Annotated in this window: 17 protein-coding genes, 1 tRNA gene and 1 pseudogene; 10 read left to right on the top strand and 9 right to left on the bottom strand. The window is 57.2% G+C overall.

What is annotated here, in order from left to right; all coding sequences use genetic code 11:
• Positions 1-67 precede the first annotated feature (67 nt).
• A complete protein-coding gene (locus CRO62_RS14930; protein WP_143539392.1) occupies positions 68-370 on the top strand; it encodes a hypothetical protein in 303 nt (100 codons plus the stop codon).
• A 176-nt stretch (positions 371-546) separates the two neighbouring features.
• Positions 547-1,035 (top strand): hypothetical protein, encoded by a 489-nt coding sequence (locus tag CRO62_RS14925; protein ID WP_097100744.1) that lies wholly within the window; start codon positions 547-549, stop codon positions 1,033-1,035.
• A 46-nt stretch (positions 1,036-1,081) separates the two neighbouring features.
• Here the strand turns inward: CRO62_RS14925 and CRO62_RS14920 are convergent, their stop codons facing one another.
• Both CRO62_RS14920 and CRO62_RS14915 read right to left on the bottom strand, forming a co-directional pair.
• Positions 1,082-1,900 (bottom strand): DUF2958 domain-containing protein, encoded by an 819-nt coding sequence (locus CRO62_RS14920; protein ID WP_143539391.1) that lies wholly within the window; start codon positions 1,898-1,900, stop codon positions 1,082-1,084.
• Positions 1,901-2,153: 253 nt separating this feature from the next.
• Positions 2,154-2,600 carry a DUF6641 family protein gene (locus CRO62_RS14915; protein WP_097100742.1) on the bottom strand — a complete coding sequence of 149 codons (447 nt, stop codon included), beginning with the start codon at positions 2,598-2,600 and terminating at the stop codon, positions 2,154-2,156.
• 180 nt (positions 2,601-2,780) lie between these two features.
• Here CRO62_RS14915 and CRO62_RS14910 point away from each other — a divergent pair, with 180 nt between their 5' ends.
• Entirely contained in the window at positions 2,781-3,197 is a 417-nt protein-coding gene (locus CRO62_RS14910) for a hypothetical protein (RefSeq protein WP_097100741.1), read from the top strand.
• Between the two features lie 13 nt (positions 3,198-3,210).
• Here CRO62_RS14910 and CRO62_RS27660 read toward each other — a convergent pair whose 3' ends face one another.
• Positions 3,211-3,693, bottom strand: coding sequence for a flagellin (locus tag CRO62_RS27660; RefSeq protein WP_323455521.1), 483 nt, complete (start codon positions 3,691-3,693; stop codon positions 3,211-3,213).
• A 612-nt stretch (positions 3,694-4,305) separates the two neighbouring features.
• Positions 4,306-4,872: pseudogene (locus CRO62_RS27655) on the bottom strand (flagellin); the annotation flags it as partial.
• A gap of 276 nt (positions 4,873-5,148) precedes the next feature.
• Between CRO62_RS27655 and CRO62_RS14900 the strand changes: the two are divergent.
• Positions 5,149-6,774, top strand: a complete 1,626-nt coding sequence (locus CRO62_RS14900) for a recombinase family protein (RefSeq protein ID WP_097100740.1) — start codon at positions 5,149-5,151, stop codon at positions 6,772-6,774.
• Positions 6,775-6,878: 104 nt separating this feature from the next.
• Here CRO62_RS14900 and CRO62_RS14895 read toward each other — a convergent pair whose 3' ends face one another.
• Both CRO62_RS14895 and CRO62_RS14890 read right to left on the bottom strand, forming a co-directional pair.
• Entirely contained in the window at positions 6,879-8,342 is a 1,464-nt protein-coding gene (locus tag CRO62_RS14895; RefSeq protein ID WP_097100739.1) for a tyrosine-type recombinase/integrase, read from the bottom strand.
• Positions 8,343-8,546: 204 nt separating this feature from the next.
• Positions 8,547-8,623: transfer RNA gene (locus CRO62_RS14890), tRNA-Arg, on the bottom strand.
• 522 nt (positions 8,624-9,145) lie between these two features.
• Here CRO62_RS14890 and CRO62_RS14885 point away from each other — a divergent pair.
• Together CRO62_RS14885 and CRO62_RS14880 are read left to right on the top strand one after the other, a co-directional pair.
• Positions 9,146-9,652 (top strand): MarR family winged helix-turn-helix transcriptional regulator, encoded by a 507-nt coding sequence (locus tag CRO62_RS14885; protein WP_097100738.1) that lies wholly within the window; start codon positions 9,146-9,148, stop codon positions 9,650-9,652.
• A 188-nt stretch (positions 9,653-9,840) separates the two neighbouring features.
• Positions 9,841-10,119 carry a hypothetical protein gene (locus CRO62_RS14880; protein WP_097100737.1) on the top strand — a complete coding sequence of 93 codons (279 nt, stop codon included), beginning with the start codon at positions 9,841-9,843 and terminating at the stop codon, positions 10,117-10,119.
• A gap of 35 nt (positions 10,120-10,154) precedes the next feature.
• On the opposite strand, the gene CRO62_RS14875 is transcribed toward CRO62_RS14880, so the two are convergent.
• Complete coding sequence (locus CRO62_RS14875) at positions 10,155-10,631, bottom strand: hypothetical protein (RefSeq protein WP_097100736.1); 477 nt, start codon at positions 10,629-10,631, stop codon at positions 10,155-10,157.
• Between the two features lie 73 nt (positions 10,632-10,704).
• Positions 10,705-11,709, bottom strand: coding sequence for a LysR family transcriptional regulator (locus tag CRO62_RS14870; protein ID WP_003513718.1), 1,005 nt, complete (start codon positions 11,707-11,709; stop codon positions 10,705-10,707).
• Between the two features lie 254 nt (positions 11,710-11,963).
• Between CRO62_RS14870 and chvE the strand changes: the two genes are divergently transcribed.
• From chvE to araD1, 4 genes are all read left to right on the top strand, one after another.
• Entirely contained in the window at positions 11,964-13,028 is a 1,065-nt protein-coding gene (gene chvE, locus CRO62_RS14860; protein ID WP_097100734.1) for a sugar ABC transporter substrate-binding protein ChvE, read from the top strand.
• Positions 13,029-13,118: 90 nt separating this feature from the next.
• A complete protein-coding gene (gene gguA, locus CRO62_RS14855; RefSeq protein WP_003513716.1) occupies positions 13,119-14,657 on the top strand; it encodes a sugar ABC transporter ATP-binding protein GguA in 1,539 nt (512 codons plus the stop codon).
• The gene (gene gguB, locus CRO62_RS14850) at positions 14,654-15,850 is read left to right on the top strand and encodes a sugar ABC transporter permease GguB (RefSeq protein ID WP_020809403.1); all 1,197 of its coding nucleotides are present in this window, start codon (positions 14,654-14,656) and stop codon (positions 15,848-15,850) included. Before gguA ends, gguB begins: the two co-directional genes overlap by 4 nt.
• Before the next feature lie 115 nt (positions 15,851-15,965).
• Positions 15,966-16,961: a 2-keto-3-deoxy-L-arabinonate dehydratase AraD1 gene (gene araD1 / locus CRO62_RS14845; RefSeq protein WP_097100733.1), complete on the top strand. Its 996-nt coding sequence runs from the start codon at positions 15,966-15,968 to the stop codon at positions 16,959-16,961.
• A 42-nt stretch (positions 16,962-17,003) separates the two neighbouring features.
• On the opposite strand, the gene CRO62_RS14840 is transcribed toward araD1, so the two are convergent.
• Positions 17,004-17,660, bottom strand: a complete 657-nt coding sequence (locus CRO62_RS14840) for a histidine phosphatase family protein (RefSeq protein ID WP_097100732.1) — start codon at positions 17,658-17,660, stop codon at positions 17,004-17,006.
• Positions 17,661-17,662: the final 2 nt, after the last annotated feature.

Below are 17,662 nucleotides of genomic sequence, written 5' to 3'. Positions count from 1 at the left end.
ACTCCGGGGTCAAATGGCCCCGGCACCCCTTTCACACAAAACTTCACTCTTTCAACGGATCAATTTCATGCTTAGTGACACATTGGCTGACGCCGAAATCGCCATCTACCGTTACCAGACCGAATGGGCCGAAATGTATCGCCCCCTCACCGAAGAGATCAACGCAATCCGCTGCCGGATGGTGCTGCTTCAAATGAAGCTAGACCAGATGGTTCCTGATGAGTGGCTTGAGTGCAATCCGATCTATGCCGCCGCGAAACAAGGCAATCCCGAGCTTCATGACCAGTATATGCATCGCGGGGACGACAGCGTGCTTGAAGACTATCGGCGCGACTACGCAGCGTATCTTTTAGGTCATTCGAAGGCGTAGCCTCGTAGATCGTACAGTTCGGTCGCCTCTCCATCTCCCGTTGCGCAATACGCGGATGTTGAGGCGAGTGATGGCGAAGGCGGCCAACTGAGTTGCCGCTTTAAACAAACCTCAATCAGCGCCAGCTATGGGACCGGAGCAATTCGGTCCCCATTCGGCATCAGCGGATATTCGGAATGACACCATCAGAACTCAAAGAACGCATCGCACGGCTACAAAAGCCGCTGACCTATTTGGAGGGCGGTATCTCCCTCTACGCGGGAGCAGCCACATATACCGCAATGTTCAGCATGGACCGTTGCAAACGGATCAGTTCGTATTTCGTGCGACCAGACCTGGATTTGCGGAAGAAGGTGTTACCTGAACCGCAGTTTTACGCGCAATTGAATGCAATTATCGGCTTCGAATTCGTCACCCCGCAGGATCGGATAGGGCCGGACCTGTTGGCTCGCAAGAATAAGCCGGAAACGCGCAAATTCACCGACGATGCGGCGTACGAGGAAAGCGAGCGCCAGCGCCTGTCCGATTTGACGCTCGAACACAATGTACCAATCCTGCGATATGAGTTGCGCTGGGAACAAGACGGATCGGAAGAGAAGTTCGCAGGCGCATTGTTGGCGACGCAACAACAGCAGTTTATTTTCGAGTTGGCGAACAAAGGCTGACTTCTCGCCCGGGCAGTTCACAAGTCGCGCGGCAGGTCGAACGAAGCTACAAGCCATAGTCATCGTCGATCGTGCGGTTCCGAAGCCTCTCCAGTACCGGGTTTTCCCGACAGGCCTGATCGAAGATGCTTCGAACCGCCTTGGATGACGGCGGGGTTGCAAGCCGGGGAATAGTCCCGGTGAGCGGCAAATCGGAAAGCTCCGGCTCTTCGACAATCCGGCCCGTCATCGCGGCTGCTTCGAGATACGCGCTGATCGGCATCGCAGGAGAAAATGTCTCGTCGCGGATAAGCTCGATGCCAAGCATGGGCCGCAATGCCATGATGTCGGAGATCCACAACGGCTGAAACACCGGCCCGCCATCAGTGAGATCATGCAGGGCATCTACAGCATGACCACAAACGCGGCTCCGTGTCAGCAGCATCACTGAATTGCCATCGGGATCGTAAAGCCGGGCGACAGGCGGGAAATTCGCATTCGGTCGTGCATGCCATTGAAGGCGGCGAAGCATGGTTATTGGGAACACGCGTCGGTATCGCCCCGGCTGGTCCATCTCGTGCACGGTGGCCGTTTTGCCCTGGGTCAGCGCAAACAGCAAAATCGCCCGCCATGACAACGCCGAGAGGTAGTTGCGCTGGTGCGTTTCGCCGTCGATTTCATAGCGCAGGTTCAGCGACGTCCCCTTGCGCTTGATCTTGTGGAGCCGTTCGGACCCCACATGCAGGTCCGTCATGAACAGCATGGCCAGGTCAATTTGCGCCTGCGTAAGTTTGTCGTCGTGATCGCCGGGTGAATGGTCTTGCATCAGGTCTCCGCTCGGTTTCGGCGGAAACAAAATTCCAGATGGCGCAAAGGGCGAGTTCAAAGACGCGACCGAACAAATGGCGGAGGTGCGCGTGCTTTCGGGGTCAAGCCCGACGGGCGACGCATATCAGGCAGAAGCACAGAAGCTTCAGGAATGCGGCCTAGCCCGAAAACAGTGTTGCGCAGCGGCCCCGCACCGAACGCGTGTCCGGGGCGCTCTTTGATGGCATTGCAGCAACGCCGGAACGCACGAAACCCATGGGATCATTTGATCCCATGGGTTTCGGATGTTTGCCCGGTAAAAACTGCGCTGTTTATGCGGGCTTGCGCAGCATCTTGCCGCGCTCGACGGCAGCAGCGGTCAGTTGCGCGTCAAGCTCGCCAGCCCGGACAGCTTCAACGAGCGTGTCGATGACCTTCGGCAGCGCCGAAAGCTCCCCGATCTCGACAGCGTTCTTGTCCTTGGCGAATTCGATGGTCTTGCCAGCATATCGCAGAGCGAAAAACACCTTGCCGTTACCGTCGGTGAACCAACCCTGACGCACACGCTTGGGTGCTTCGACCTCGACACGGACACCTTCGGCGTTCTTCTTGCGCACGACATGCGTCGGCGTGAACGCCTGACCGGCGATCTTCGCTTCAGCCATCTGCTTCTGCTCGGCCAGTGCGGCAATCATCTTTTCCCGCGAACGCTGCACGGGGTCGGCGGCAGCACGTACCGGAACTGCGGTGGTAAGCTTGAGGGCCTTGAGGTGAGACATGCTGTGATCCTTTCCGAAACCGTTGAACGTGTTCCCTGGATACAGCCGTCTGCCAAAAGGGCGAGCGGAGAGTTTATCTGCGGCTTCTAGAGTAAATTTGAGACAAAAATTCAAATCATTCTCAATTTATGTCCTCTATGACCGCCTTGACGAAAAAACGAGTAAAGCGGTGATAATTCAATGAACTACGTATACATTGCGACGCTTATTGCCTTGGCTGCCATCTGCTGGACCAGCTCAAAATCGATTCCAAAAGGCAATCAACAATCGGAAGACTACGACAAATCGCGTCCCAGCGCCGAAAAAGCAGCTGATTTTCTTACCAACTTTGTATTTGTCGCAGTGATCGTGACATTGGCCTCATTGATTGTTAATTGGCTCGGCGAGCTGTTCACTATGCCGAAACCATTTTCAGTAATGCTGACCGGATTGTGCACGATTTCTTTGACAGTGATTGCTGTCAAACTGCTCGATAGAACGTCGGATTTGTCGCTCCTAGGTATGATACGTAGGAAATTTGTCGGAAAATTCCTCCAAACTGCGGCAGCATTTTTTGTAACGACCGCTGGCGTTTTTACCTACTACGTCCTGTTCTGAAAAGTTGGGGCGATCACCGGAACAGTATCATCACATTCTCGGCGTCACTGTTCGCTATTTGCAGGGACTGAATGGCGAGTTGCTCTTGCGCCTGTAGCGCCTTGAGCCGGGTTGAGGCTTCATCCATGTCGGCATCGACAAGACGGCCAATGCCCCTGTCGATGCTGTCCATGAGGGTCTGCGCGAAGCTTTCCTGCATGCCGATGCGTGTCTCTACCGCGCCGAGCGTGCTTGCCCCGGAAATGACCTTTTGCAGCATGGCGTCCACGCCGCTCAGATAGTTGTCGAGATCGTTGGCGGGATCCGTAATATCGACATCCACGATGTTGAAATCCGGCGCAGGGCCAATGTTGTCGGTGACGTTGCCGATCTGAATGACCGCCCGCCTTCCGGCATCAGGGAAGAGAGTTTTGTCGATGTCGAAGACGACGGCTGAACTGCTGGCCGTTACGTCGAGCCCTTTCCCGTCAAGCGCGTAGTCCAACAGTGTTGCCATGTCTGCGGCTGATGTGATTTTGCCGTCGGAGGTGCCGAGCGCGGTATCTACCATGTCCCGCGTGACAGTGATCGTTGTGGCCGGGTCGCTTCCGACCTGAAGGTCGAAACTGAATTCGACATCGCGGTAGACGGTGAATGGGCCTGAAAAGCCGAAACTCCATTGCGGATAATCGTCCGCAAGCTCCGAGGTCGCGCCGTTCTCAAGTCCAGCGCCGAAATTCCCCGGAGCGAAACTTGATGTCACCCCGGAAATCTCGATGCTGGAATTGGATGATCCGGTTGCCTCAGCACTCTGGAGTCGAACGCCGTCGAAACGCAAGATGACCCTGGCGACATCGTTGATGGTGCCGAAGGCGTATCGCAACACGCGGGCAAAGTCGTCGTCGGTGGACACGGTTCCGTCGGTCTTCGACAGCGCGGCATTGATCGTCGCTTCGTCGATGGTGACAGTGCAGCTGTTGTTGCCGTCCACAAGCAGGGCGAAACTGATCGTGTCGGCTCCCGATAAGGTGAACGGGCCGGTGAAGTCGAAATCCTGATAGCCGGGGTCTCCGTATGTGGAGGTATCGTTTCCGCGAAAGCCGCCGATATCACCAAGCGAACGTGGGTCTTTCTGCAAGGCCCCACCGCCGCCCACGTTGAACAGGCTGATATCCGCCACGTCGATATCCGTGGTGCCGACCCGCACGGAGCCGTCAGCCGATCGGATGAAGGATGACGTGATGCTCGTCGGCAGCGACGACAATTCCCACAGGTTCTCCGGCGCATCCGTGTTGAGCCAGTTGACCCCGTTGAAGCTGGCGGATGAGGCGATGGAAACGAACTGCGCCTTGAACTGGTCCAACTCGGTCTGGATCTTCGCCTTGTCCACGCCGTCTTCCTTAGCGGCGACGAGTTTTGCCCGGAATTCGCTGAGGACATCGATCGTGCTTTCCATGCCGGCATAGGCGACGTCGACCTTTGCAGCGCCGAGGCCCAAGGCGTCAGCCACGGCGGAAAGCGCCATGTTGTCCGAACGCATCGTTGTGGATATCGACCAATAGGCGGCATTGTCCGACGCGGTTTGCACCCGGAGCCCCGAACTCACCTGCCGCTGCGTGTCGGCCGTGTTGCTGCCAATCATGCGCAGGGTTTGCAGTGCGGCCATAGCGGAGATGTTCGTCAATATGCTGGTCATCGGCAATGCCTGCGTTCGGGTTTCCGTCCCCGTCAGCCGCACCAGCGTCATGCCAAAGTGCTTTGCGCTCCGCTCGAATTAACCGCCTGTTAACCAGCAAGACTACAGAACTCATGGTTGAAAGCCTTGGTGATTTGCGTCGGCTTTCGCCCAGGTATTAACCCACCTTCCTGCAAGCCACAGCCTTACGCTGCTCTAGCCGTTTGCACTCGGCGACGCTCACGCTCGCCCGCCCGACACCCCCATGTTAGCGGATCGCAACATAAGGAGGCCGCCATGGGCACCGAAGACAGCAACACATTTCCGATCCGGGCGTATTCCTACGTCCGTATGAGCACCCGCAAGCAGCTTCGCGGCGATAGCTTACGCCGACAGCTTGAACGGTCGAAAGCGTTCGCGGACGAGCACTCTCTGCTTCTGGACGACAGCTTGCAGGACTTAGGCGTCAGCGCGTGGAGGGGCAGAAACTTCAAGACCGGCGCGCTAGGCAAGTTTCTGGCAATGGTCGACAGTGGTGAAATCCCCAAGGGCAGCTATCTGCTGATCGAGAGCCTTGACCGATTGTCGCGCGAAGCCGTCCCGGATGCGCTGACGCTGTTCATGGCGATCATCAACGCAGGAATCGTCATTGCGACGCTCGGCGAGGACCGACAGATTTACAGCCGCGACCGGCTTAACGGGGATTGGACCAAGCTGATTATCGGGCTTGCGGTGATGTCGCGCGGTCACGAGGAGAGCCAGACGAAGAGTGAGCGCATCAGCGCCGTCGCGAAACGCAAGCGGGAACAGGCGCGAGAGGGCAAAGGTCATATTACCGGGTTAACCCCCGCATGGATCGACGCCAGACGGATCGATGCGAGCCGGTACGCGTTCACGCTGAACCGGCACGCCGACACGGTGAGGGCAATCTACGAGATGGCAACGCGCGGGCTCGGCTCGACGGTGATCGCACGCAAGCTCAATGCGGATGGCGTTCCGGCCTTCAAGAGCAAGGACGGCTGGTATCAGAGCATCATCAAGGCGCTGCTTTCGCGGCATGATGTCATCGGCACATTCCAGCCGCATCGCATGGAGGACGGCAAGCGAGTGCTGGATGGCGACGCAATCGAGAACTATTTCCCCGCCGCCATCGAGAAGGATTTGTTTTTGCGCGTGCAGGCGATGCGCAGCACCCCCGGCAGACCGGGCCGCAAAGGCGACACGTTTGCCAATCTCTTCACTGGTCTTTGCCATTGCGCCCATTGCGGCGGGCCAATGACGATGAAGCTCAGCCGTGTGAAGGGTAACGAGAACGGGCGCTATCTCGTCTGCGCCAACTATGTGCGGCGGCATCGTTGCACCGAGGGCAAGCGGCACTTCCGGTACGAGCCGTTGGAGGCAGTCATCCTCGATCACGTCAAGGAGATCAATCTGGCGGAAACGCTGCAAGCGGCGCGGTTGGACACTGTTCTCGATGCAATCGACGAGACCATTGCCGCGTTGACACTGCAACTGGAAGGGCTGCGCAAAAAAGAACAACGGCTCGCGTTAGCCATCGAGGACGACAGTCTGCCGCCGGACGCCATTATTGATCTGCTCAAAGCGAGGCAGAGCGAACGCCTAGCCGTCGAGGCCGAGCTACGGCACCAACAGGCTGAGCGCCAGCGCCAGTCAATCCGGCACGACAACACTGCCAACATGAGCGACCGTATAGCGAAGCTTCGAGTGGCGTGGGAAAAAGCAGAAGAAGCCACGCACTACGAGCTACGCTCAGAGGCCCACGCCGCGATACGGGAGCTTATCACCGAGATCAGTTTCGACAGCACCAGTTTTTCGGCGGTCGTGGTCATAGAAAACGGCGTGTCTGCCTACAGGGTCAAAGACGGACGGATCAGCGGGCTGTTCCGAGCATTTGCGGCGTGAACATCTGAAGATCGGTGGGTGTCCACATGCAAAAAGTTCGTTCGAACGAACTTTCCTGCCTGAGCAATCGGAAATGCCGCGAAGCCATCTGCCGCAAGGCCCTGCTATCCGGCTCGTCTCTCTGTATACCGCTTCACGATTTGTTGCTCCGTCGAACCGTTCTTGCTGCCGCTCTTCAATTCGGCCAGCCGCTTTTCCAGCAGAGCGATTTCGTCGTAGGTCTCGTCGTCCAGCAGCTTCGGTTCGTTCACCAAGTCCTCTTCGCCGGGGCGGAGGAAGTCCTTAATCTGCTCGGTGTTGACCTGAGCGTAGTGCTTGTCGATCATCGCAATGGATGTTCGGGTGTTGCGGGCGACGTGATGGATCGAGACGTTGTTCGCGAGCATCTGCGAGATGTAGAAATGCCGGAGCGAATAGGCGGTTCGTTTGACGCCCCGCTGATCGCGTTCCAAGTCTGCCGCCTTGAGCAAAGCGCTCAGGCCGCGACTGAACGACAAGATTGCCGTGCCTTTAGCGTCGGCAAAGACAGGATCGTCATCAGTAGGTTCGCGGCCGACCTCGCCGACAAAAACAGTCCACAGCATACGAAGCGCCTGTATCGCCCCATGCAGTGGCACTGCATCACCGTGTTTGCTTTTCCCATGCACCTGGAGCCGTGCATCCTGCTTGAATTGGGGAAGGTCTTTCGTTTCCCTATATCGGAGAATGTTGCCCCATTTCAGGTTCTTCGCCTCCGTGGGACGCAGGCCAGAATTGGCCATGAGCTCGATATAGGCGTGCAGGCGCATCCGATCTGAGCGCACACGGTCAGTCAGGGTGCTTTGCGTCCAGACCCGTCCATCCTTGGCCTTGATCAGCTTCACCGACTGTTGTGGTTCGCTAATCCGCTCCAAGCTTTTGTTGAGAAGCCGTTCATATTCCTCCGGTGAGAAACCGGGACGGCGCGTATCGGGTTTCTTTCGGGCTTTGACCGCCGGAATAATGATGGGCTTGCAATAGCCCCATTTCGCCGCCTGCTCGAATATCTCACGGATGATGACCATTTCGCCCTTGATCGTGCTCAATGCAGCGACCTTGCGCGGCGCAGGGCGAATGAAGATACGACCGTCCTCGCGTTCGCATCGGATTTTCTGAACCTGCAAACCGGGGCCTGTCGTCCAGTAGGTCTTGCGCCATTCCAGATAGCGCTCGATGTCGGCGGTGGCAATCGTTTCGATGGGGCGGTCGCCAAAGTAGCCGACGGGAAAGCGGCGAATGATCGGCGGCCAATAGATCGGATGGTATTTGCTGCGTTCGTCCCGCTCGGCCTCGGCCACGATCTTTTCGATGAATTCTTCTGCCACCTCAACGAAAGGGTGACTGTCTAGCGATAGGCCCTGTTTGTTGCGAAAGCTCTGCTCATGCCAGATTTCGTAGGCCCGTTGCAGTGCTTGATCCTCATCAGCGGTGCCGAGGGTCTTCTTGTATTGCTTGCCGCCGATCGAGTAGCGAATCGACCAATTCCGCGTTCCCTCCCGCTGGAAAAGGGCGAATGGGGTCTTTTTCGTCGGGGCGGGAGATTGCAGCATAACGTGGGGCACCTTTCGAGTTGTTATGGTCGATGCGCTGCGCTGAAACTGCGCTAGCTCCGCGTCCGAGCCCGGAAACGCTACATTGAAATCATTGAGAAATTCCGAAGGGTATGCGCTACTGAGCTAGGACTGAGCTAGCTTATTTCCAGCGCACGCGAGGACAAGAAAAGACTGATAAGTCAATAAAATCAAGGAGTTCATTGGCGCACCCGGCAGGATTCGAACCTGCGACCTTTGGAATCGGAATCCAACACTCTATCCAGCTGAGCTACGGGTGCAGCGGTCACGCTTGAATCGCGTGCAGCGGTTGGTTCATACCCCAGCTTTCTTTCCGCATCAATGTCTAAAAATCAAAGATTTGCGAAACGGGGCCTGTTTTCCGGCGAGGGGGAGAGCGTGGGTTGCTGCGAGGGCTGCTGCCTGCATGTTTGCGATAGAAGGGCGGTATGTTGTTTGCGGTAATGCGTTTCTTCCTGATAAGGCGTTTCCCTTTTAAGTAGTATTTTACCGCCGCATCCGGCTGCTGTCCTGGCACTTTTGTACACAGGCGGGTTGATTGTCGTATTGCCTTTCAAACAAGGCGGGCGAGGTGGTTTTTGACCCTAAAAATCGGTGGGTAAATAATCATACTTTTCTTTTGCGCCCGATGGTGATTACGAGACAGGGGTTGTCGCAATGGGTATTAACTGTCAAATTATTATACAATATTAGTATCATCTACATTTATTTGGGATACAGTTTAGTCCTGTTGTCGGTTATCATTCCGGCAGGGTTAAGGAACGAATCAGGCGGGGGATCGGATGGCTTTGCAATTGGCACATAGCAACGGGCCACGGGCGGAAAAGGCCGAAAGCGGCGGCACGCAGGCGGAGCATTTAAACGCTATCGACTATGGATTGTTGACGACCGCGATCGGTTATCATCTGAGGCACTCGCAACTTGCCGTGGCAAACGGCTTTTCCGACGTGCTGGCGGAGATGGGATTGCGGCCGGCCGATTTTTCCGTTCTCGTCATCGTCGGCGGCAATCCGGGCCTCAAACAGAGCGATGTGGCCGAGGCGCTTGGCATACAGCGCGCCAATTTCGTCGCGATCGTCGATAGCATGGAAGACAAGGGATTGCTCGTCCGTCGCAGGTCGGAAGAGGACAGGCGCGTTCATTTCCTCGACATGACGGATGAGGGCAGCAGCCTTCTTGAGCGCCTTTCCGACGCATGGCGTGACCGCGAGGAAAAGCTGATCGACCGGATCGGCGGCAAAAAAGCCCGTGACCAGCTGCTGGCCCTGCTTGGGCGCCTGCGGGACTGAGCGGTATCGGTCAAGCCGGTCGGCAATCCCCCTGCATATCCCTTTCACGAGGGCATGATTGGTGGCGGGTCGATTTGCGTTGCAATTTTCCTGCGAAACGGCCAAGACGCCTTAGACGTACCTACGCCTTTGGCGCGCGTCATGCCGCAACTGCGCAATGTTCTGGAAAGGCCCGAAACGGGAACGCCATGCTGATTATTGACACGAGCCATCCGCTTTATCGCCGCTTGTGGGTCAGATTGCTCATCGTCGGCTTTTGCGCCGCCTGGTCCGTCATCGAATTCGTCAATCGCGAATTTTTCTGGGGTACGGTTGTCGGCGGCGTGGCGGTCTATGCGGCCTATGAGTTGTTGCTGAAGTTCAAGCCCGCCAGCGACGAGAACGCTGCAGGCAAGGCTGACGCGGGCAAGGACGATTCAGACGAGCCAGTCGAAAGCGCACCTGCTGACAGAAACGACGCCGGCTGAGGCGCGCTGTCCGGGCGTAAAACCGCTATCTGCATTTACTGGAAATGCTCACGGGTTCGCAGCATCCGGATCGCCTGGTCGATCAGGAGATTTGCCGCTGTCATGCGCAGCGTCGCATTGTGCCGGAATTCCGGTCTCACTCCGTCGGGATGATTGAGCCTTGCGAAGGCGCGGCGCTTTTCCGCAAGCGTTGCGGCTGTGTCGGTTTCATGGATGGCCAGTTCTGCTGAAACATCCGCGAGCGAGGTCTTTTCGAGGTGGGCCGGCATAGGTTCGGGTTGGGGTTCCGGCTGGGGCTCGGCAAGCGCAACGGGCTCCGGCAGAAAGGCCAGATAGGCGTCGAGACTGGCGTTTCCCGGTTGCGGTGCATCAGGATAGGTATCCACGACGAAGCCAGAGCTGAAACCCACAATACGATGACCGCCGGGCGGCGTCGGCTCCGCGCTTTCGTCTTCTTTTTCCTGTCTCAGTCTTTCGACGACCGACTCGAAGACGGATTGTCCGAAAAGCATGTGGCTATTCCCCGGGCAGGTCCAATAAGTCCGGTCCCTATATACAATGAAGTTGGCGTCTGGCTTGCCTTCCTCAAAAGCCAGTCAGTTTGCGGCTTTCATCCAAAACCAGATCGTAGAGCAGCCGGGCGCTGGGCGGCAAAACGCGGCCTTTGGTGGTGATGATGCTGTATGGCTTGACGACAAGCTCGAAATCCGTCGGCAGGATGCGGGTGCGGCCGATATCGGCCTGCTGGCCGGCCACAAACTCGGCCATGTCCTGCGCGATTGGCGCAATTGCATCCGTGTTGCAGATAAGGGCAAGCGTCAGCACCACGGATGGCGTATTGATGACGTTGCGCGGCATGGCGACGCCGTGGGTGAGGAACACGTCTTCCATCGTTCTGCGCAAAAGCGCGCCGGGCGGCTGGAAGACCCAGTCGTAACCGGACAGATCCTGCAATGTCACGGGCTCGCCGTGGAGCAGGGGGTGGCCCTCGCGAACCACCAGGCAGGCGCGCTCGATGCCGATTTCATGGATGGAGAACAGGCCGGGGTCGAAATCATCGGGGATGCGGCCGATGATGAAATCGTGACGCGCGGCCAGAAGTTCCCGCGCCAGCACGTTGCTGCTTTCCACCTGCACGTTGATCTCGATACCGGGATAGGTGTCCATCGCCCGTCTTATGGCGGGTACGACCAGGCTGATGGCCGGTGCGGTGACGGCGCCGATATAAACCGATCCGCCGCTGCCGGATTTCATCTGGTTGAGTTCGCGGCTCGCCTCGCGCAGCTCCAGTAATATGGTGCGGGCGCGGCGCGCCAGCGCCTCACCGAACTTGGTCAGCACCACACCGCGCGACGCTCTCTGACAGAGCGGGCTTTTGACGATCGCTTCCATTTCCGAGAGCATGCGCGATGCCGCCGGCTGCGTCATGTTCATGGCGGCCGCGGCGGCGCTGACCTGCCCGTGCTCCTCGATCATGACCAGCATGCGCAGGTGGCTCATCTTCAAGCCGGCACGCAGCAAAGGGTTGTCTTCGAAGACGAAGAGCGCATCCGCTGTTTGCGTCTGCTCATACACTTTCTGGTTGCTCATTCGCCGGTTTATACCCCTCAATGGTTATTGTATCGATTTAATATATCATAATTGATATACGTAAACTGATTTATTCTATTTGACAGTTATATGGATTCAGAACAATTTGCGGAATGCCGGGGAGGAGCGGCATCTGTTCCATTTCGCAGTTGCGAGATCGGAGCGGGCGCAATGCGGCTTCTTCCTCTGATGGCATGAATTTTATGGTGCAACGCAACAAGCGGGTACCAAAGAGGGTTCAAGGGAGAGAGTTAATGAAGTCCATTATTTCGCTGATGGCGGCTTGTGCCATCGGTGCTGCTTCCTTTGCAGCGCCGGCTTTCGCGCAGGACAAGGGTTCTGTCGGTATCGCCATGCCGACCAAGTCTTCCGCGCGCTGGATCGATGACGGCAACAACATCGTCAAGCAGCTGCAGGAAGCCGGTTACACGACCGATCTGCAATATGCCGACGACGATATTCCGAATCAGCTTTCCCAGATCGAAAACATGGTCACCAAGGGCGTTAAGGTCCTCGTGATTGCTTCGATCGACGGCACGACCCTGTCGGACGTTCTGAAGCAGGCTGGTCAGCAGGGCATCAAGGTCATCGCTTATGACCGCCTTATCCGCAACAGCGGCGACGTCAGCTACTACGCCACTTTCGACAACTTCCAGGTTGGCGTTCTGCAGGCAACTTCCATCACCGACAAGCTTGGCCTGAAGGACGGCAAGGGTCCGTTCAACATCGAGCTGTTCGGCGGTTCTCCTGACGACAACAACGCCTTCTTCTTCTACGATGGCGCGATGTCGGTTCTGAAGCCTTACATCGACAGCGGCAAGCTGGTCGTAAAGTCGGGCCAGATGGGCATGGACAAGGTCGGTACGCTGCGTTGGGATCCGGCAACGGCCCAGGCTCGCATGGATAACCTCCTCTCGGCTTATTACACCGACGCAAAGGTTGACGCTGTTCTGTCGCCCTATGACGGTCTGTCCATCGGCATCATCTCCTCGCTGAAGGGCGTTGGTTATGGCACGAAGGACCAGCCGCTGCCGGTCGTTTCCGGTCAGGACGCTGAAGTTCCGTCGGTCAAGTCGATCATTGCTGGCGAACAGTATTCGACCATCTTCAAGGACACTCGCGAACTCGCGAAGGTTACTGTTGGCATGGTCAACGCCGTTCTGCAGGGCAAAGAGCCTGAGGTGAACGACACCAAGACCTATGAAAATGGCGTCAAGGTTGTTCCGTCCTACCTGCTCAAGCCGGTTGCCGTGACCAAGGACAACTACAAGCAGGTTCTCGTCGACGGTGGTTACTACACCGCAGATCAGCTGAAATAAGCCTGAAACACATGCGGGGATGGCTTGGCGCCGTCCCCGTTTTTCCATAAAAATAAAAACGCCTGAATTAATCGGGCGCTGGATTGCGATATGGCCAATACCATTCTCGAAATGCGGAACATCACCAAGACGTTTCCGGGCGTAAAAGCGCTTGAGAACGTCAACCTTAAGGTAAAGGAAGGTGAGATCCACGCGCTCGTTGGCGAGAACGGCGCTGGAAAGTCGACCTTGATGAAGGTCCTTTCCGGTGTTTATCCCGCTGGCACCTATGAGGGCGAGATCCACTATGAAGGTGCTGTGCGAAATTTTCGCGCCATCAACGACAGCGAAGATATTGGTATCATCATCATTCACCAGGAGCTTGCGCTTGTGCCGCTCCTGTCGATTGCCGAAAATATTTTCCTTGGCAACGAGGTCGCTTCGGGCGGCGTCATCAACTGGCAGCAGACCTTCAACCGTACCCGCGAACTTCTAAAGAAGGTGGGCCTGAAGGAATCGCCAGAGACGCTGATTACCGATATCGGCGTCGGCAAGCAGCAGCTGGTCGAAATCGCCAAGGCGTTGTCGAAGAGCGTGAAGCTTCTCATCCTTGATGAGCCGACCGCCTCGCTCAACGAGAGCGATTCCGAGGCTCTGCTCAACCTTTTGATCGAGTTCCGCAAGCAGGGCATGACGTCGATCATCATCACCCACAAGCTCAACGAAGTGCGCAAGGTGGCCGACCAGATCACCGTGCTGCGCGACGGCATGACGGTGAAAACGCTCGACTGTCATCAGGAAGAAATCAGCGAGGACGTCATCATCCGCAACATGGTGGGACGCGATCTCGAAGATCGTTATCCGCCGCGTGACGTTCCGATCGGCGAGACCATTCTCGAAGTGAAGAACTGGAACGCCTATCACCAGCAGCACCGCGACCGGAAGGTCCTGCACGACATCAACGTCACCGTGCGCAAGGGCGAAGTCGTCGGCATTGCCGGGCTGATGGGGGCAGGGCGTACGGAATTCGCCATGAGCGTGTTCGGCAAGTCCTACGGCCACAAGATCACCGGCGACGTTCTGATTGACGGCAAGCCCGTGGATGTCAGCACCGTGCGCAAGGCAATCGATGCCGGTCTTGCCTATGTGACGGAAGACCGCAAACATCTCGGTCTGGTGCTCAACGACAACATTCTGCACAACACCACGCTTGCCAATCTGGCCGGCGTGTCGAAGGCCAGCGTCATCGACGACATCAAGGAAATGAAGGTGGCGAGCGATTTCCGCACACGCCTTCGCATCCGCTCTTCGGGCATCTTTCAGGAAACGGTCAATCTTTCGGGCGGCAACCAGCAAAAGGTCGTGCTTTCCAAGTGGCTCTTCTCCAATCCTGATGTCCTGATCCTCGACGAGCCGACACGCGGTATCGACGTTGGCGCGAAATACGAAATCTACACCATCATCAACCAGCTCGCTGCCGACGGCAAAGGCGTTCTGATGATCTCATCGGAAATGCCTGAATTGCTCGGCAATTGCGACCGCATCTACGTCATGAACGAAGGCCGCATCGTCGCTGAATTGCCGAAGGGAGAGGCGAGCCAGGAAAGCATCATGCGCGCTATCATGCGCTCAGGGGAGAAGAACTCATGAGTTCGGCAAACACCACAAACGAAGAAAGCAACGTCATCTCGGTCGGGTCGTATATTCGCTCCAATATCCGCGAATACGGCATGCTGATCGCGCTCGTCGCTATCATGGTTTTCTTCCAGTTCTACACCGGCGGCATTCTGTTCCGCCCCGTGAACCTGACCAACCTTATCCTGCAGAACTCGTTCATCGTCATCATGGCGCTTGGCATGCTGCTGGTCATCGTGGCCGGGCACATCGACCTTTCGGTCGGTTCCATCGTCGCCTTCGTCGGCGCGATTGCGGCCATATTGACCGTGCAATGGGGCATGAACCCGTTTCTCGCGGCGCTGATTTGTCTTGTCATCGGCGGCATCATCGGTGCTGCCCAGGGTTACTGGATCGCCTATCACCGCATTCCGTCCTTCATCGTGACGCTGGCGGGCATGCTTGTGTTCCGCGGCCTCACGCTTTTTGTGCTCGGCGGCAAGAACATCGGCCCGTTCCCGACCGATTTCCAGATCATCAGCACCGGCTTTCTGCCTGATATCGGTGGCATCGAAGGTCTGAACACCACGTCGATGATCCTGACATTGCTGATTACGGTCGTACTGTTCTATCTGGCGTGGCGCCGTCGCGTGGTGAACGTGAAGCACGGCATCGACGTGGAGCCGTTCGGTTTCTTCATTGTGCAGAACCTGCTGATCTCAGGCGCTATCCTGTTCCTGGGTTACCAGCTGTCCACCTATCGCGGCCTGCCGAACGTCCTGATCGTGATGCTGGTTCTGATTGCGCTTTACAGCTTCGTGACGCGCCGCACGACCATTGGCCGCCGCGTTTACGCCATGGGCGGCAACGAGAAGGCGACCAAGCTTTCCGGTATCAACACCGAACGCCTGAGCTTCCTCACCTTCGTCAACATGGGTGTACTGGCCGGTCTGGCCGGCATGATCATCGCGACCCGCCTCAACTCGGCAACGCCGAAGGCAGGCGTTGGCTTCGAGCTTGACGTGATCGCGGCCTGCTTCATCGGCGGTGCTTCGGCCTCCGGCGGCGTTGGCAAGATCACCGGCGCTGTTATCGGTGCCTTCATCATGGGCGTCATGAACAACGGCATGTCGATCGTCGGCCTCGGCATCGACTTCCAGCAGATGGTCAAGGGCCTCGTGCTGCTCGCTGCCGTGTTCTTCGACGTCTACAACAAGAACAAGGGCTGATTGCCCAGCCAATATAGCAAGTCAAAAAAGTGGCCGGTTTCCGGCCACTTTCATAAGGTGAAGGCGCAACGCGCCGAAGAAGATAAGGCGCGTTGCGCCGCAGGAAGGAAATCCCGTGCTCATTTCACAGATCAAGGATGCCAGTGGCAAAATCACCGTCGCCGTTCGCGAAGAAGGCGGACAGGCGCACGCCGTCAACGGCGCTGACTCGGTTTACGCGCTCGCCATGGAAGCTGCCAATGGTGGCAAGAGCCTTGCCGATGTTGTGTCCGCCCATGGTCTCGGCGATGCCGTCGATCTTGAGAAGGCTTACGCTGAAGGTCGCTTTCTGCCGCCGATCACCCATCCCGATCCGGCGCATCTGCATCTGACAGGCACGGGCTTGACCCATCTCGGCTCTGCTGCTACCCGCGACAGCATGCACAAGAAGACCACGGAAGCCGCCGAGGAAAGCCTGACGGATTCCATGAAGATGTTCCGCATGGGTCTGGAAAACGGCAAGCCGAAGGCTGGCGAAAAGGGCGTTCAGCCCGAGTGGTTCTACAAGGGCAACGGCTATGTCGCAGCGGCACCCGGTGCTGCTCTCACCTCTCCGTCCTTCGCGCTTGATGGCGGCGAAGAGCCGGAAATGGCCGGCATCTACGTGATCTCCGACAAGGGCGAACCCGTGCGCATCGGCTTTGCCGTGTCGAACGAATTTTCCGATCACGTCACCGAGCGGATCAACTATCTCTACCTCGCCCATTCCAAGCTGCGCCCGGCAAGCTTCGGCCCGGAAATCCGCGTTGGCGTTGCACCGTCGGATATTCGCGGCACCTCACGCATCCGTCGTGGCGACAAGGTCATTTTCGAAAAGCCGTTTGTTTCGGGTGAGGACAACATGTCCCACACCTTCGCGAACCTTGAATATCACCACTTCAAATACGGCCTGTTCCGCGCACCGGGCGACGTGCATGTGCACATGTTCGGTACCGCGACGCTCTCTTTTGCCGAAGGCATCAAGCCGGAAGCCGGTGACGTGTTCGAGATCGAGGCCGCCGGTTTCGGCCTGCCGCTGAAGAACCCGCTGGCGGTTAATGCGGAAGAAGAGATCACGGTTCGGCAGATCTGATCTACCGGGGCCGCACGTTAAACGGTTGATGGTGGGGGTCGCTCAGCGTCCCCCGCCTCTCGGCGTCATCCCCGGGCTTGTCTTCAGGTGGGAAACATCCGCCAAAGCGATAACGGCGCGGTTCTGCCAGTAATCGTCTTGTCTTAGGTGCGTGATGCTGCCGGAAGGCGCCGGAAAGCTGACATAACCGACGCTATCGTTCGGCATTTTGATCCATGCCGCGATGACGAAGGTAAGAGCGAATCCATGGGTAACGATGATCTGCGTGGGGCAAGGACGCGATATAATCGTGTCCACGGCGCGGTACACTCTTTCGGCCAACTCTCGTCTCGTTTCGCCATCAGCAATACCGCCGCGATGATCCATCCGGTCGTGATGGGGGGCCGGTATTTGACGGGCGTCGAGCCATTCCTGCGGCATGCCACCCGCCGAACCGTAGCTGATTTCCCGCAGGCCATCCGTGATTTCAAAAGGGCACTTGAGGTGTTCAGCGAGGATTGCCGCAGTCTGGGAGGCCCGCAGAAGATCGGAACTGAAGATTTCGACTGATGCGTTGCCGATCAAGGCCACAAGTTTGTCGGCTGTCGCCTGCGCATCGGCTCTTCCCTTGGGTGTCAGTTCAGTATCATACCAGCCCCCGACCTTGTTCTCGACATGATGGACGGACTGGGTGTGCGTGACGACAAAAATGTTCTTCATGG

Origin of the sequence: Rhizobium sp. AN6A (assembly GCF_900215635.1) — a bacterium.
Taxonomy (GTDB): Bacteria; Pseudomonadota; Alphaproteobacteria; order Rhizobiales; family Rhizobiaceae; genus Agrobacterium; species Agrobacterium tumefaciens.
This window is presented reverse-complemented; position numbering and strand designations above follow the sequence as displayed.